General features: G+C 32.1%; 17 protein-coding genes. 11 read left to right on the top strand and 6 right to left on the bottom strand.

Annotated elements, in window-relative coordinates:
• Window positions 1–18: 18 nt before the first annotated feature.
• Together ctlX and KO504_RS13620 are read right to left on the bottom strand one after the other, a co-directional pair.
• Complete coding sequence (gene ctlX / locus KO504_RS13625; protein WP_215927736.1) at window positions 19–951, bottom strand: citrulline utilization hydrolase CtlX; 933 nt, start codon at window positions 949–951, stop codon at window positions 19–21.
• A gap of 69 nt (window positions 952–1,020) precedes the next feature.
• Window positions 1,021–1,389 carry a hypothetical protein gene (locus KO504_RS13620; RefSeq protein ID WP_215927734.1) on the bottom strand — a complete coding sequence of 123 codons (369 nt, stop codon included), beginning with the start codon at window positions 1,387–1,389 and terminating at the stop codon, window positions 1,021–1,023.
• Between the two features lie 39 nt (window positions 1,390–1,428).
• Here KO504_RS13620 and KO504_RS13615 point away from each other — a divergent pair, with 39 nt between their 5' ends.
• Together KO504_RS13615 and KO504_RS13610 are read left to right on the top strand one after the other, a co-directional pair.
• A complete protein-coding gene (locus KO504_RS13615; protein ID WP_215927732.1) occupies window positions 1,429–3,186 on the top strand; it encodes a M14 family metallopeptidase in 1,758 nt (585 codons plus the stop codon).
• A gap of 388 nt (window positions 3,187–3,574) precedes the next feature.
• Window positions 3,575–3,853, top strand: a complete 279-nt coding sequence (locus KO504_RS13610; RefSeq protein WP_215927731.1) for a hypothetical protein — start codon at window positions 3,575–3,577, stop codon at window positions 3,851–3,853.
• A gap of 43 nt (window positions 3,854–3,896) precedes the next feature.
• On the opposite strand, the gene KO504_RS13605 is transcribed toward KO504_RS13610, so the two are convergent.
• A complete protein-coding gene (locus KO504_RS13605) occupies window positions 3,897–4,478 on the bottom strand; it encodes an NUDIX hydrolase (RefSeq protein WP_215927809.1) in 582 nt (193 codons plus the stop codon).
• A gap of 120 nt (window positions 4,479–4,598) precedes the next feature.
• On the opposite strand from KO504_RS13605, the gene pyrE reads away from it, so the two are divergent.
• Both pyrE and KO504_RS13595 read left to right on the top strand, forming a co-directional pair.
• On the top strand, window positions 4,599–5,243 hold the full coding sequence (gene pyrE, locus KO504_RS13600) for an orotate phosphoribosyltransferase (protein ID WP_215927729.1): 645 nt from the start codon (window positions 4,599–4,601) through the stop codon (window positions 5,241–5,243).
• An 84-nt stretch (window positions 5,244–5,327) separates the two neighbouring features.
• Window positions 5,328–5,723, top strand: coding sequence for an SRPBCC family protein (locus KO504_RS13595; protein WP_215927727.1), 396 nt, complete (start codon window positions 5,328–5,330; stop codon window positions 5,721–5,723).
• Here KO504_RS13595 and KO504_RS13590 read toward each other — a convergent pair.
• Entirely contained in the window at window positions 5,720–6,451 is a 732-nt protein-coding gene (locus KO504_RS13590) for a biotin--[acetyl-CoA-carboxylase] ligase (RefSeq protein WP_215927725.1), read from the bottom strand. The two genes, KO504_RS13595 and KO504_RS13590, sit on opposite strands and share 4 nt — an antisense overlap.
• A 94-nt stretch (window positions 6,452–6,545) precedes the next feature.
• On the opposite strand from KO504_RS13590, the gene rsfS reads away from it, so the two are divergent.
• The 6 genes from rsfS to KO504_RS13560 all read left to right on the top strand — a co-directional run bounded on the left by rsfS (window position 6,546) and on the right by KO504_RS13560 (window position 11,316).
• On the top strand, window positions 6,546–6,917 hold the full coding sequence (rsfS, locus tag KO504_RS13585) for a ribosome silencing factor (RefSeq protein WP_215927723.1): 372 nt from the start codon (window positions 6,546–6,548) through the stop codon (window positions 6,915–6,917).
• 17 nt (window positions 6,918–6,934) lie between these two features.
• Complete coding sequence (gene ftsH / locus KO504_RS13580) at window positions 6,935–8,878, top strand: ATP-dependent zinc metalloprotease FtsH (RefSeq protein WP_215927721.1); 1,944 nt, start codon at window positions 6,935–6,937, stop codon at window positions 8,876–8,878.
• A 102-nt stretch (window positions 8,879–8,980) separates the two neighbouring features.
• A complete protein-coding gene (locus KO504_RS13575) occupies window positions 8,981–9,589 on the top strand; it encodes an LUD domain-containing protein (RefSeq protein WP_215927719.1) in 609 nt (202 codons plus the stop codon).
• On the top strand, window positions 9,589–10,410 hold the full coding sequence (locus KO504_RS13570) for a phosphatidate cytidylyltransferase (RefSeq protein ID WP_215927717.1): 822 nt from the start codon (window positions 9,589–9,591) through the stop codon (window positions 10,408–10,410). Before KO504_RS13575 ends, KO504_RS13570 begins: the two co-directional genes overlap by 1 nt.
• Window positions 10,400–11,053 carry a phosphatidylserine decarboxylase family protein gene (locus tag KO504_RS13565; RefSeq protein ID WP_215927715.1) on the top strand — a complete coding sequence of 218 codons (654 nt, stop codon included), beginning with the start codon at window positions 10,400–10,402 and terminating at the stop codon, window positions 11,051–11,053. The genes KO504_RS13570 and KO504_RS13565 overlap by 11 nt, the downstream gene beginning before the upstream one ends.
• The gene (locus KO504_RS13560; RefSeq protein WP_215927713.1) at window positions 11,050–11,316 is read left to right on the top strand and encodes an acyl-CoA-binding protein; all 267 of its coding nucleotides are present in this window, start codon (window positions 11,050–11,052) and stop codon (window positions 11,314–11,316) included. The genes KO504_RS13565 and KO504_RS13560 overlap by 4 nt, the downstream gene beginning before the upstream one ends.
• On the opposite strand, the gene KO504_RS13555 is transcribed toward KO504_RS13560, so the two are convergent.
• Both KO504_RS13555 and KO504_RS13550 read right to left on the bottom strand, forming a co-directional pair.
• A complete protein-coding gene (locus tag KO504_RS13555; RefSeq protein WP_215927711.1) occupies window positions 11,317–12,228 on the bottom strand; it encodes a dimethylarginine dimethylaminohydrolase family protein in 912 nt (303 codons plus the stop codon).
• Between the two features lie 152 nt (window positions 12,229–12,380).
• Window positions 12,381–13,667: a citrate synthase gene (locus KO504_RS13550; RefSeq protein ID WP_215927709.1), complete on the bottom strand. Its 1,287-nt coding sequence runs from the start codon at window positions 13,665–13,667 to the stop codon at window positions 12,381–12,383.
• Window positions 13,668–13,842: 175 nt separating this feature from the next.
• On the opposite strand from KO504_RS13550, the gene KO504_RS13545 reads away from it, so the two are divergent.
• Window positions 13,843–14,598: a DUF481 domain-containing protein gene (locus KO504_RS13545; protein WP_215927707.1), complete on the top strand. Its 756-nt coding sequence runs from the start codon at window positions 13,843–13,845 to the stop codon at window positions 14,596–14,598.
• Window positions 14,599–14,601 lie beyond the last annotated feature (3 nt).

The following is a 14,601-nucleotide window of genomic DNA, read 5'->3' as shown; positions in this document are numbered from 1 at the left end:
CCAAAAATGCTCAAAACTTTATGCTTTAGGTAAAAAGACCTCTGCCATCATACAGCGTGCACTTCCGCCTCCACAGGTTTCAATTGTTTCTAAAGAACTCGATATAATAGGACAATGCTTTTCTATACTAGCAATCTGAGATTTCGTTAAACTTTTATGCGCAGCTTCACTCATAACCAAATAGCGTTGCTCATTTTCACCTCTAAGCTGCAACATATTACCCGCAAATTGATGCATTTGAGCTTCAGTAATAGAAATAATTTCTTTACCATCTTGCTTTAAATGTTTAACAACATTTTTTCGCTCTTTTTTATCATCAATGGTGTCTAAACAAATTACAGCAAAGTTTTCTGCTAAACACATCATGACATTAGTGTGATAAATTTCTAAACGTTTTCCATCAACAGTTTGATTAGCCGTAAAAATTACAGGAGTATATTCAAAGTCTTCACAAAACTCTATAAACAACTCTTCATCTGCTCTTGGAGATAATGCACAATAAGCTTTTCTATTTACACGATCCATTAATATACTTCCTGTACCTTCTAAAAAAACACCTTCGTGCTCAGCAGACGTATAATCAATAATGTTTTCAATCTTTAAGCCTTCTTGTTCTAATCTAATAAAAACTTCGTCTCTACGCTCTCGTCTTCTATTTTCTGCAAACATTGGATACTTAGCAATATCACCATTGGCGTGAAAACTCACCCAATTGTTAGGGAAAATTGAATCTGGTGTATCCAATAGTATATCATCTTGTTCAACAATCACATTAACACCAACAGACCTTAGTTTAGCAACAAAAGCATCAAATTCTTCTTGTGCTTTAATATTAATTTCGGCATTTTTTATATCTAAATCTTCCTGAAAATAATTATTAACTGCTGTTTGCTCATTCATCCTAAAGTTTACAGGACGAATCATTAAAATAGTATTTGTAGTTTGTTGCATAAAATAAAAAAATAGAGTGATAAATTTTGTGCAAAGTTATTGTTTTTTAAGACGAAAACAATCATAAAATTACACATGATTTTCCAACCAAATCATCGCCTCTGTTCTTAACCTAAACGTCTTAATATTCCACTTTTTTTCTTTATTCATCCCTATTAGAAAATTGGTAGACAATTTGGCATTAAACCCCTCAACAACAACGGCCATAGCTTTAATTTCTTTTAAAGTAGCAATTGTTTTTTGAGCTTTATAGGTATAAGCATATGCAAACTTTTTATTTACAAGAAGAGAAAATGGAGCTTCTAAATGTGTTAATAAAAATGAATGATATTCTTCAACCGTTTTTATATCCATTAAAACTCCTTCATTAATTATAACTTCTGCGAGATTTCTTTTTAAGATAGTTATTTCGCCAAAGCTCAACCGATGTGTTTTCATATCAATAAATATAAGTAAATTTAAAGCAAAATTGTAATAATGAAAAAACTCATCCTACTTTTCTTAATTATTTATTCTTGCGCTGACAAAGCAGAGAAGCAAGATTCCGAGCACAAAAAAGTTAAATTAGATTTTACAACGGTTTTCGAAAAAAGCGACGGTTTAGAAACAGCTACATATCAAGAAACTATAAAATACTATAAAGATTTAGCAAACAGTTATCCTGAAATTTCAATTCAAGACATTGGTGAAACAGATTCAGGAAAACCGTTACATATAGTCACTTTAAATATGAATGGCTCTGGTGATAATTTTGAAACACTTAGACAAAACAATAGAATTCTATTAATTAATAATGGTATTCATCCTGGAGAATCTGATGGTATTGATGCCACCATGATGCTACTTAGAGATTTGGTTCAAGGTAAAATAGAGGCACCTAAAAATACAATTGTGGTTACCATCCCAATTTATAACGTTGGTGGTAGTTTAAATAGAAACGCTACTACAAGAACCAATCAAAACGGCCCAAAAACTTATGGGTTTAGAGGAAATGCTAGAAATTATGATTTGAATAGAGATTATATAAAAGCCGACACCAAAAATGCCAAAGCTTTTACTCAAATATTTCACTTGGTACAGCCCGATATTTTTATCGATAATCACGTAAGTAATGGAGCTGATTATCAATACACACTGACCCATTTATTTACCCAACACAATAAATTGGGAGGTCAATTAGGAAAATTTATACATACTAAGATGATGCCGTCACTAGAACAAAAACTAGAAGCAAAATCTTGGGATATTACCCCTTATGTTAATGTCTTTAACCGTACACCAGATTCAGGGTTTACACAGTTTTTAGATACTCCAAGATATTCTACAGGTTACACATCATTGTTTAACACGCTTGGAATGATGGTAGAAACTCATATGCTTAAACCATACAGACAACGTGTAGAAGGCACATACGAATTAATGAAAAGCATGATTAAAATCACCGAAGAACATGGCGATAAAATCACAAAACTCAGAAAAGCACAAACCAAAATATGGTCCGCAGGTGATAACTACCCATTAACTTGGGTTGTAGATACAACGTTAACCTCTACTTTAAAATTTAAAGGTTATGAAGGCGAAATGGTTCCAAGTGAATTTACAGGAGCAAAACGCTTAAAATATGACAGGTCCAAACCATTTACTAAAGATGTTGTCTATCAAAATTATTTTAAAGCAACTGACTCTATACGTATTCCTAAAGCTTATATTATTCCGCAAGGTTGGCACAACGTCATGGATTTATTGAAGCTAAACAACGTTACATATACCCAATTTAAAAACGACACGACACTAACAGTTGAGTCTTATAAAATAGGAAGGTACGAAACTCGTAAGTCCCCTTATGAAGGTCATTACCCACATTTCAAAACCAGCGTTAATACCACTGTAAAGAAAGTAAGGTTTAAAAAAGGGGATTATCTCATTTCTACAAATCAAAATGCCATGCGTTATCTATTAGAAACATTAGAACCTTCTGCGACAGATTCATTTTTTAACTGGAATTTCTTCGATACAATTTTACAACAAAAAGAAGGCTTCTCTCCTTATGTATGGGAAGACAAAGCCGAACAACTTTTAAAGAACAACCCAAAACTTCAAGTAGAGTACAATGTAAAAATTAGCTACGACGAAGATTTTGCTAATAACTGGTACGCTCAATTAGATTGGTTACATAAACAGAGTAAACATTATGAAAAAGCGCATTTACAATACCCTGTTTATCGTGTAAATTAAGTTTGAGTTATAAAATTCTCTAAGATAAATTCGTTTGACATGGCGTAAAAACACCTGTATTAAAAGAGGCTGAACATCAAAGTAACGCCTTATCAATTACTTTAACTGCTATTATGAGTTTTAAAAGTATTGTAATCACCCCTTTATTTTAGTTTTTGATTTATATTATTTTGACACAGATAGAAGAGTCACTATCAAATTCCCCATATCTTAGATACCATCCCACAAATAATGGTTATCACGGCAACACCTATTTCCAAAGGTATGCTTATACGTAAATACAAAATTAAATTTGCGTTACAAATGAAATAGCTAATGCGCTTAGCTTCTACCGCAATTTTATTTTAGTTTTTATTGTCATTATTCTAGCTGCTTTTTAGGTACTGCAATGAGAGAAGTAGGTTTAGTAACTCTACTCTTTAGTTTAATAACAATGGGATTAGATTATGTAACTGCTCAGTTATATAAGTTACAATTAAAGAATGTTATCTCAATTACAGTTGAGAGTGGTATACGAGATGGCACATTGGTATTTGTAATTGCGACATCAATACTTCGCAATGTAACAATGGGAGTTCCTACAGGTGCTTATGCGATATGGATGTTTATCACTGGTAGCATTTTAATCTGGCAACTTGGAAAAAAACTAGAAATCGATTCTAAATAAAAAAGGCTAAGTCATAAAACATTTACAAAATGACAAAACGCACCTAAACCAAAATCCTAATATTAGCATAACTATTCTCTAAAGCTTTTTGAGACGCTTTAGCGTCTAACCATTCAACTTTAGTGATGCCCTCATTTTCTTGCGGAAATAATTCACCATCAAAATCAGTTGTCATTTCAAACCAATACGTCACTTTAATTTTATGTTTACCATGTCGTTTAAAAATATGATATGTTGTTGGTAATGGTTTGGTAATTTTTAAACCTTCAACACCTGTCTCCTCTTCTACTTCACGTATAGCGGTTTCTTCAATTGTCTCTTTACGTTCCGCTTTTCCTTTAGGTAAATCCCATTTATTATTTCGGTAAATAAAGAGTATCTCATTTTTAGAATTGTAAGCTTTTCCACCACCTGCAACTACATTAGGCAAAAGCTTTAAAAACTTTTTGAGTAACTTACCTTCATTTTTATGAATTAAGTGTACGGCTTTCAAATTTGTATTATTTAAAGTTTTTATCACTTTACCAATATTTACAGATTTTAAAAGAAAGGATTTAAAATCAGTTTCTTTTTTTACCTCAGTAGTTAAAATTATAGGTTTATCACCTACATAAATAGTGTACATCGTTTGAGTTTGTTTCAACTTTCCTTTTGTAAATTTATTATTTTTTCTGAGAAACCATTTGAAATGAAATTTATTTTCGTTTAAAATTTTCTAACCTCGAAAAATCATTATTTTTGTACCATGATTTTTAACAAAGATACTGCCAAAAAAACAGCAGAAGTTTTATTGCAAATTAATGCTATAAAATTACAACCTAACGATCCTTTTACTTGGGCTTCTGGCTGGAAATCACCTATATATTGCGATAACAGAATTGTACTATCGTTCCCACCTATTAGAAACTATATTAGAGCAACAATTGCCAAGAACATTGAAGAAATCTATGGAAAACCAGATGTTATTGCAGGTGTTGCCACAGGAGCTATTGGTATTGGAGCTTTGGTAGCAGAGTATTTAAACCTACCTTTTGTTTATGTAAGACCAGAGGCCAAAAAGCACGGTCGCCAAAATCAAATTGAAGGTTATATTGAAAAAGGACAAACCGTAGTTGTTGTTGAAGATTTAATTAGCACCGGAATGAGCAGCCTAAATGCTGTACAAGCTTTAAAAGAAGCTGAAGTAAACGTAAAAGGAATGGTGGCTATTTTCTCTTACGGCTTTGATATTGCTAAAAAGAATTTTGAAGACGCTAATGTAGAATTGCATACACTTGGTAATTACGAAAACTTGCTAGAACAAGCGGTTGATACGTTTTATATAACTAAAGACCAACAAGACATTTTAGCACAATGGAATGCCAATCCTAGTGAGTGGAACGCTAATTGATATAGCATTATAGTATAATTGTTGAGTCGTTTAACTAATACGTTAAAACTTAACAACAAATAAAAACAACATAACACAATACTTATGAAATTAGAATCCCCAAAAGTAACCTTAGATAAATCAGCAGAAGAAACTTTTAATTTTCTTTCAGATGTTAAAAACTTTGAAAGTTTAATGCCTGAAAACATTAGTAAGTTTGAAGTTTTAGAAAATGACAAATTTCTATTCGCATTAAAAGGAATGCCAGAAATTATATTAAAGAAAAAGGAAGCTGTTCCTTATAATAAAATCGTTTTAGGTGCTGCAGGCGGAAAATTAGACTTTGCATTAATTGCTGATATTACAGAAATTGAGTCAAATAAAACCGATGTAAAATTAAATTTTGAAGGTGAATTTAATGCTATGATGGCAATGATGATTAAAGGCCCAATAAGTAAATTTATTGAGACTTTAACAACGAATATGAAGACTGAGATTTAATACAATAGTTTCACATCTTTAAGATCAAAGGTTCTAATAATCTCATCTTCTGTCCAAACTCGCAATTGACCACTTTTGGTCACTCCTTGTATAATTCCAGAGAAGCTATTATTGTTAGAACTTCTAAAAGTTGATGGCTTATCTTTTCTAAAAAGGAAGCTTTCGTATTCCGCTTTGATATCAGAATGATTATTAGATTCTAATATATTGAAATAGAACTTCATCTGTTTTAATATTTCAGAAAGCACTTCATCTTTATTATAAATCACTCCTGTTAACAAACTCATAGAGGAGGCTTGTGGTAAATTATCAAAATATTTCTGATTCACATTAAGACCAAATCCAATTATAGAGCCTTGTAAATTATTGTTTTTTATGACATTCTCTATTAAAATACCACATATTTTAGTGTTTGCTGACAAAATGTCGTTAGGCCATTTAATACGTAATTGTGGTATTTTAAAAACGCTTAACGCTTTAAAAATAGCTAAAGAAACAGCCATACTAATATAAAATTGCTCTTTAATATCAAAAGACTCTAAGCTCTTAAACACACTTACCGTAAGGCTCTTACCACTTTCCGCTTGCCATTCTGCTCCCATTTGCCCTCTGCCTTTTGTCTGTTTTTCTGCCACAACAACAGTGTAATCCTTAGGTAACGTAACCGACACTATATCCTTTAGATAGCTGTTTGTTGAGCCAATGGCATTAAGTTTGATTATATACATAAAAACGGAAAATTTATTTTATAGTTTTCTTATGATATTTAGAGCTTACAAGAACTAAAAAAATAATAACTTTGCACAAAATTAACTGAAATTAATGACGAAAGAAAAAATCAATCCAGACCAACTCATTACAACCATCATTGGAGGCATAGAAGAAGTTAAAGGAAAAGAAATTACAATTTTAGATTTAAGAGAAATAGAAAATACGGTTTGTGATTATTTTATTGTCTGCGAAGGATCTTCAAATACGCAAGTAAATGCAATCGTCAATTCCATCCAAAAACAAGTTAGCAAAACACTTAAGGATAAACCTTGGCATGTAGAGGGTACCGAAAATGCCGAATGGGTTTTGATGGATTATGTTAACGTTGTAGTCCATGTATTTCAAAAACACATCAGAGAATACTACGATATTGAAAGTCTTTGGGGAGATGCAAAAATCACCCAAATAGAAACAAGTTACTAAAAAGAGAAACGCTTATAATGGCTAAAGACAATAAAAATTTAAACAAAAAACCGAAACTAAATCCATATTGGATTTACGGAATTATCATTGCGATATTTATATCAATACAAATTTTCTCAGGTGGATTTGGAAGTTCTACGGGGAAACAAACTACTCCAACAGAGTTTTTTAACTATTTACGTAACGGAGAGGTTAAAAAAGTAGAAATTATTAATAACCGTGAGGCTCGAGTATATTTAACTAAAGAAGCCCAAGCTTTAGATCTACACAAAGGTTCAAAACCAAATACAATTCTACCTTCTGTAGCTGCAACACCTAATTATAAATTCGAATTTGGTGATTTAAAATTATTCCAAGAAGAAATAAATGCTATAACAGCTGAAAATAATCTAGATGTTGCTGTAGGATTTAAATCTGAACAAAATGTATGGGGAGATTTATTACTTACATTATTGCCTTTTGTTCTTATTATTGGTGTTTGGATTTTTATCATGCGACGCATGTCATCTGGAGGTGGCGGTGGAGCTGGCGGACAAATTTTTAATATCGGAAAATCTAAAGCTAAACTTTTTGACGAAAAAATAGATACGAAGACGTCTTTTAAAGATGTCGCTGGTTTAGAAGGAGCGAAAGAAGAAGTACAAGAAATTGTAGACTTCTTAAAGTTCCCAGAAAAATATACTGCTTTAGGTGGTAAAATCCCAAAAGGCGCATTATTAGTAGGACCTCCGGGAACAGGTAAAACCTTATTAGCTAAAGCCGTTGCAGGTGAAGCACAAGTACCGTTCTTTTCACTATCTGGATCAGACTTTGTGGAAATGTTTGTTGGTGTTGGGGCATCGCGTGTAAGAGATTTATTTAAACAAGCTAAAGAAAAATCTCCTTCAATTATTTTTATTGATGAGATTGATGCTATTGGTAGAGCAAGAGGTAAAAACAACATGTCTGGTTCTAATGATGAACGCGAAAACACGTTGAACCAACTCTTAACAGAAATGGATGGTTTTGGAACTAATACTAACGTTATTGTATTAGCTGCAACAAACCGAGCAGACGTTTTAGATAGCGCACTTATGAGAGCTGGTCGTTTTGACCGTCAAATTTATGTAGATCTTCCAGACGTTAGAGAGCGTAAAGAGATTTTTGAAGTGCATTTACGACCACTAAAAAAAGAAGAGACATTAGATATCGATTTCTTAGCCAAACAAACACCTGGTTTTTCTGGTGCAGATATTGCTAATGTTTGTAATGAAGCAGCTTTAATAGCAGCAAGAAAAGGAAAGAAGTCTGTAAACAAACAAGATTTCTTAGATGCTGTTGATAGAATCATTGGAGGCCTAGAAAAGAAGAATAAAATTATAACTCCAGCAGAAAAGAGAGCCGTGGCTTTTCACGAAGCTGGTCATGCGACTGTGAGCTGGATGCTTGAGCACGCTGCTCCATTGGTAAAAGTAACCATTGTACCTAGAGGACGTTCTCTTGGTGCTGCATGGTATTTGCCTGAAGAACGCTTAATAGTGCACCCAGAACAAATGCTAGATGAAATGTGTGCTGCATTAGGCGGTAGAGCTGCAGAAAAAGTAATTTTTGATAAAATTTCTACAGGTGCCCTAAGTGACTTAGAAAAAGTAACAAAACAAGCGAGAGCTATGGTTACTGTTTATGGTCTAAGTGACAAAGTAGGAAACCTAACGTATTATGATTCTTCAGGACAATCTGAATATGGTTTTACAAAGCCATATAGCGAAAAAACAGCAGAGCTTATTGATAGAGAAATTTCTGATATTATTGAAGAGCAATATCAACGTGCTATTAAGTTATTAGAGAATAATAAAGATAAACTTACCGAATTAGCAGAAGTACTATTAGACAAAGAAGTTATCTTTAAAGATAATCTTGAAAAGATTTTTGGTAAGCGTACTTTTGAAAATACACTAACCTCAAACGAAGAGGAAGAATAACCTATATACAATCATATAAAAAACTTAAATTAACCCAATGTTAATTTAAGTTTTTTTATATTTGAAAATCACACAAACGACAGGATTAATCGCAACTATTGAATGAGCTTATTTCGTAAATTCTTCGGAAAAAAGTCTGAACCGACAGAAGAGCACATACCGAATCAAGAGCGTGGCAAATATATGCCAGAGGTTAAGCTACCTGTAGATGAACGCTTTACTATTAATTTTAAAGCCAATGGTGGTAAATTCTTGTATTGTGAAAATATTGAAGAAGTTAAAGAAAGTTTTAACGCAATACTAGACGAAAACAATTGGCATAATGATAAAGTTTTCTTAATAGACCAACGCTTATCTGAATTATTTAAAGATTTCAATCTTAATAGTACTAAAAAGCTTTCGGAAAGTGCCTATTTTTTATCTACTTGCGAATATTTAATTTCTGATGATGGTTCTTTATTGATTTCTTCAAATCAAATTGCCGAAAAAAAATTAATTGAATTACCAGACCACTTCATTATTTATGCCACAACAAGTCAATTTGTAGAAACTATTGGCGAAGGTCTTAAAGGCATAAAAGCAAAAAGTAAAGCAACAATACCTACAAATATTACTACAATTAAGCATTTTAAAACTGCAGATGATAAAGACTTTTTAACATATGGCAGCAGTTCTAAAAATTTATACTTGCTCTTACTAGAAGATTTATAATGAAAGAATTAGCCACAAGAGCCTTATCTGGTGCTGTGTATGTGGCACTTCTTATTGGTTCACTTTTTATCCAACAAGCTACCGTTATACTTATTGGAGTATTCGGTATTATCTCGCTTACAGAATTTAGCAAGCTCATTAAGCTTAAGTCTTTTATTCAATACATCGTATATTTTATTATCTATATTGGGTTTTGGTATGTTTGTTTACAAAATTCAACTATCACAGGAACTGATGAAGCCATTCAGATTTTATTAGTTATTACCACCTTTGTCAACCTCATTTTAATTAAAGATCTTTTTACGTCAAAGAAAATCCCACTTTTTGAATCTAAACGCTATATAGCTACAACATTTTATTTATCTAGTGGTTTTGTCTTTATGCTTCTTATAGCAAACTACCAAAATGAATTTACTCCATTATTATTATTAGGTAGTTTTATACTGATCTGGATTAACGACAGTGCTGCTTATTTAGTAGGTAAGAATTTTGGTAAACAAAAATTATTCCCAAGCATATCTCCTAAGAAAACAGTAGAAGGTTTTTTAGGAGGATTATTTTTTGCATGTATATCTAGCTATTTTATTGCTACATATACAGAAACTCTTGGTTTTACACCATGGCTAATATTAGCTATTATTGTTAGTGTTTTAGGCACTTTTGGAGATTTAATTGAGTCTAAATTTAAACGTCAAGCTGGAGTAAAAGACAGTGGAGCAATAATGCCTGGCCATGGAGGGCTATTAGATAGGTTAGATAGTATTATATTTGCTGCACCATTTATTTATTTATTTTTAAGAATTTTAAACTATGTTTCATAAAGAAGGTCATAAAATTATATTCATAACTCTAGTGATTGTTGTGGGTTCGTTTTTTTTAATTGATGGATTTATCACTAATGAATGGATACGAAAAGGGCTAATGCTAGCTATTTTGGTGTTCTTTATTCTTATTTTACAATTTTTCAGAAATCCAAAACGAAATACGCATGCTAACGAAAAGCAAGCATTATCTCCGGTTGATGGTAAGGTGGTAGTGATTGAAGAAGTTATGGAAAATGAAGTTTTTAAAGATAAACGTATTCAAGTTTCTGTGTTTATGTCTCCTATAAATGTACATGTTACGCGTCATCCAATCGCTGGAAAAGTAACATTTAGCAAGTATCATCCAGGAAAGTATTTAGTAGCTTGGCATCCTAAAGCTAGTGAGGAAAACGAGCGTACTACAGTTGTAGTAGAAAATGATGGTTTTGGTAAAGTATTGTATCGTCAAATTGCTGGAGCCCTAGCTAGACGTATCGTTAATTATGCTAAAGTAGGTACTAAAGTAGAACAAGGATCGGATTCTGGATTTATAAAATTTGGCTCGCGTGTAGATTTATTTTTACCTTTGGATGCTGATATTAAAGTTGAACTTAACCAAAAAGTAAAAGGCGGCGAAAGTATCATTGCAGAAATGAAATGACTTCAGAACAATTAGACATAGAATTTAAAACTGCGGTAGATCGTGTAAACGACCATACGGAACCTTTTCCTGCCGATTTTTTATTACGCCTTTATGCTTATTTTAAAAAAGCAACTAATAATTATGATCGCCCTAGCAGTCGTAAACCTATTATAAATGCTTTTAAAACTAATGCTTTATTTCAAGTCAAAAACATCTCGCAAGATGAAGCAAAACAAAAGTACATTAATCTTGTAAACAATTATTTTCTATATCGTAAATAATTATTCCCTAATTAAAGGCATTGTAGAACAGCGCAATAAACCTTCTTGTTTCGCAATTTCGGCATAAGGTACTTCCTCAACAGTAAAGCCTTTTTCCCTTAACCACGTATTTAACCTCGTAAAATTCTTTTCTGAAATAATAACGTCTTCAGAAATAGAAAAGACATTACTATTCATATTATACATTTCTTCTTTTGTAATTTCAAAGACATTCTCCTTTCCAAAGAAATTCAGTAACCATTCATATTCCTTTTCAACTAAAAATCCATTTTTATGAAGAATGGCTTTATCCTTACCAATAGGTTGAAAACAACAGTCTAAGTGTAATGCATTCTCTTTTGGATCTGTGTTAGACTTACGTAATTCGAAAGCCTTAACGGTTTTGTGAGGAAACAACTCTTGTATGGCTATAACGGCATCTGTATTAGTCCTAGCCGTTATATAATCTGAATAATCATCACCAGAGTAAGTACCAATAAAAATATAATCGTTCCAAGGCATAACATCTCCCCCTTCTACGTGGCATTCTTCTGGTAGTACAATAATATTCTCCTCCCCTATTTTATTTAGCACATGCTGAATTGCAGTGTACTCACGTTCACGATCTGGTAATATGTTTGCTTTTATCAATTTATCTTCTATTACAAAGGCGATGTCTCTAGAAAATATTTGATTATAATCCGCTATAATTTCGGGTCTAAAAACCGTTACATTGTATTTTTTAAACACTTCCACAACAGCATCCATCTCCTTTATCATATCATCTTCTGTTGGATAGGTACCAGCTTTTATATGCTGTATGGATTTAGGATCATAAGCGTCTTCTATTGATGGTATAGGACCAATACTTTTGGCTGTACCAAGAATAACGGCTTTTAAACGTGAGGTTTCGTTTTGTATGTTTAATTTCATGTGTTAATATTAATTGTTATTTACAGTCAAATGAAACAGCCTAATTACAATTTCATTAGAATAATAAACTACCTGTATGAGCATTTCATAAAGTTGCGCATAAAAAAAGCTCCATAACATAGATGAAGCTTTTATAAGTTTATTACAATCAATTATCTCTTATCAATAGCCTTGAAAGGTCTATAGGTTTCACCAATATATAACTGTCTTGGACGACCGATTGGCTCGTTATTTCGTCTCATTTCTTTCCATTGTGCTATCCAACCAGGTAAACGACCTAAAGCAAACATTACGGTAAACATTTCTACCGGTATTCCCATAGCTCTGTAAATAATACCAGAATAGAAATCTACGTTTGGATATAATTTTCTATCTACAAAATATGGATCTTCTAAAGCTTCTTTTTCTAAACCTTTTGCAATATCTAAAATAGGATCTTTAATGCCTAAATCTGATAACACTTCATCAGCGGCAACTTTAATAATCTTAGCTCTTGGATCAAAGTTTTTATATACACGGTGTCCAAAGCCCATCAAACGGAAAGGGTCATTTTTATCCTTAGCTTTAGCCATATATTTTTTGGTATCACCACCATCTTCTTTTATGGCTTCTAACATTTCTAAAACGGCTTGGTTAGCACCACCATGTAATGGTCCCCAAAGTGCAGAAATACCTGAAGCTAGAGAAACAAAAAGTCCTGCATGAGACGATCCTGTAATTCTTACCGTTGATGTAGAACAATTTTGCTCATGATCTGCGTGTAAGATTAAAAGTTTATCTAAAGCATTTACAAGAATTGGATTTTGTTTGTATTCACTATTTGGGCTCTTAAACATCATTTTAAGAATGTTCTCTACATAACCTAAATTATCATCACCATATTCTAAAGGTAAACCTTGTTTTTTACGCATCGTCCAAGCTACAATAACAGGGAATTTACCTAAAATAGTAACAATAGAATTATACATAGCCTCTTCCGAAGCTACATTTACAGAAGATGGATAAAATGCTGTAAGCGCACTTGTTAATGAAGATAAAACACCCATTGGATGTGCTGACTTAGGAAAAGCATCTAATATCTTTTTGAGATCATCATCTACAACAGAATGTGATTTTATATCTTCATGAAACTTGTCTAACTCTTGTTTATTTGGTAATTCACCAAAAATAAGTAGATAAACTACTTCTAAAAAATCAGCTTTTTCAGCTAACTCTTCAATAGAATACCCTCTATACCTTAAGATACCTTTTTCGCCATCTAGAAATGTTATAGCACTTTTACAACTTCCTGTATTTTTGTAACCAGGATCTAAGGTAATAACACCACCTGTTGTACTTCTTAAACTCTTAACATCTATAGCGACTTCTTTCTCTGTTCCTATAATAACAGGAAAATCATACTTCTCGCCATTAATTTCTAATGTAGCTTTATCTGACATATCTTCTTTTCGGGTTTTAATAAATTTTAAGGATTGTAAATTTACGAAATCTCAAACGATTTAGAAAGTAGATTTATAATGGTTTTAACATTTAAACTAACTTCTATTTTATTCCTTGACTTTTACTAATTAAAAGCTTAAAAAATCATGCTATTTTTGTGCTTATTTTACAGATATGAAACGTTTTTTTTTACTCGTTATATTAGTTTTTAGTCTTAACCTCACATACGCCCAAATTGTAAATGTAGAATCATTGAGACGTATTTCTGATACATCAAAATGGTCAGGTTCTGCAAGTTTAGATATTGGACTTATAAAGAATACACAGTCCATCTTTAAAATCACCAACAATTTGAGGCTTCAATACAATACCAGAAAAAACCTTTATCTTTTTATTAATGATTTAAAGCTTGAACAAATTGAAGACAATTCTTTTGTGAACAAAGGCATTCAGCATATTAGATATAATAGGAAAATCACAGAACGTTTAAAGCTTGAAATTTTTGCTCAAAGTCAGTATGATGCTATTTCCGACATTAAATTCAGAGGATTATTAGGTCTTGGACCACGGTTTAAGTTGTCTAAAAGTAAAGATTACAGGTTTTATTTAGGAACATTATTAATGTTTGAACATGAAGAAGCATCAGATAAAACTATTGACATCCTAAGAGATTTTAGAGGAAGCACCTATTTTTCTTTCAGTTTATATCCCGTAGACAATATTTCTTTAGTAAGTACAACCTATTACCAGCCGTTATTAAAAAAGTTCTCAGATTATAGAATTTCTAATCAAACGTCTCTTGGTATTAAAGTCTTAAAAAATCTACTTTTTAAAACGGCGTTCACCTATAATTTTGATGCCAATCCTATTATTGGTATTCCTAAAACACAGTATGAGTTGACTAATGGTATTGTTTATACATTTAATTGAAAA

Source organism: Winogradskyella psychrotolerans, assembly GCF_018860565.1.
Taxonomy (GTDB): Bacteria; Bacteroidota; Bacteroidia; order Flavobacteriales; family Flavobacteriaceae; genus Winogradskyella; species Winogradskyella damuponensis.
The sequence above is the reverse complement of the archived record's forward strand: the minus strand, read 5'-3'. Positions and strand labels throughout refer to the sequence as shown.

What these genes read in the sequence shown, in the direction of transcription:
- rsfS (WP_215927723.1), top strand. Translation starts at nt 6,546, where the DNA reads ATGACGAAAGAAAAAATCAATCCAGACCAACTCATTACAACCATCATT.
- KO504_RS13550 (WP_215927709.1), bottom strand. Translation starts at nt 13,667, where the DNA reads ATGTCAGATAAAGCTACATTAGAAATTAATGGCGAGAAGTATGATTTT.
- KO504_RS13570 (WP_215927717.1), top strand. Translation starts at nt 9,589, where the DNA reads ATGAAAGAATTAGCCACAAGAGCCTTATCTGGTGCTGTGTATGTGGCA.
- pyrE (WP_215927729.1), top strand. Translation starts at nt 4,599, where the DNA reads ATGATTTTTAACAAAGATACTGCCAAAAAAACAGCAGAAGTTTTATTG.
- KO504_RS13575 (WP_215927719.1), top strand. Translation starts at nt 8,981, where the DNA reads ATGAGCTTATTTCGTAAATTCTTCGGAAAAAAGTCTGAACCGACAGAA.
- KO504_RS13545 (WP_215927707.1), top strand. Translation starts at nt 13,843, where the DNA reads ATGAAACGTTTTTTTTTACTCGTTATATTAGTTTTTAGTCTTAACCTC.
- KO504_RS13620 (WP_215927734.1), bottom strand. Translation starts at nt 1,389, where the DNA reads ATGAAAACACATCGGTTGAGCTTTGGCGAAATAACTATCTTAAAAAGA.
- KO504_RS13565 (WP_215927715.1), top strand. Translation starts at nt 10,400, where the DNA reads ATGTTTCATAAAGAAGGTCATAAAATTATATTCATAACTCTAGTGATT.
- KO504_RS13560 (WP_215927713.1), top strand. Translation starts at nt 11,050, where the DNA reads ATGACTTCAGAACAATTAGACATAGAATTTAAAACTGCGGTAGATCGT.
- KO504_RS13555 (WP_215927711.1), bottom strand. Translation starts at nt 12,228, where the DNA reads ATGAAATTAAACATACAAAACGAAACCTCACGTTTAAAAGCCGTTATT.
- KO504_RS13605 (WP_215927809.1), bottom strand. Translation starts at nt 4,478, where the DNA reads ATGTACACTATTTATGTAGGTGATAAACCTATAATTTTAACTACTGAG.
- KO504_RS13610 (WP_215927731.1), top strand. Translation starts at nt 3,575, where the DNA reads ATGAGAGAAGTAGGTTTAGTAACTCTACTCTTTAGTTTAATAACAATG.
- ftsH (WP_215927721.1), top strand. Translation starts at nt 6,935, where the DNA reads ATGGCTAAAGACAATAAAAATTTAAACAAAAAACCGAAACTAAATCCA.
- ctlX (WP_215927736.1), bottom strand. Translation starts at nt 951, where the DNA reads ATGCAACAAACTACAAATACTATTTTAATGATTCGTCCTGTAAACTTT.
- KO504_RS13590 (WP_215927725.1), bottom strand. Translation starts at nt 6,451, where the DNA reads ATGTATATAATCAAACTTAATGCCATTGGCTCAACAAACAGCTATCTA.
- KO504_RS13595 (WP_215927727.1), top strand. Translation starts at nt 5,328, where the DNA reads ATGAAATTAGAATCCCCAAAAGTAACCTTAGATAAATCAGCAGAAGAA.
- KO504_RS13615 (WP_215927732.1), top strand. Translation starts at nt 1,429, where the DNA reads ATGAAAAAACTCATCCTACTTTTCTTAATTATTTATTCTTGCGCTGAC.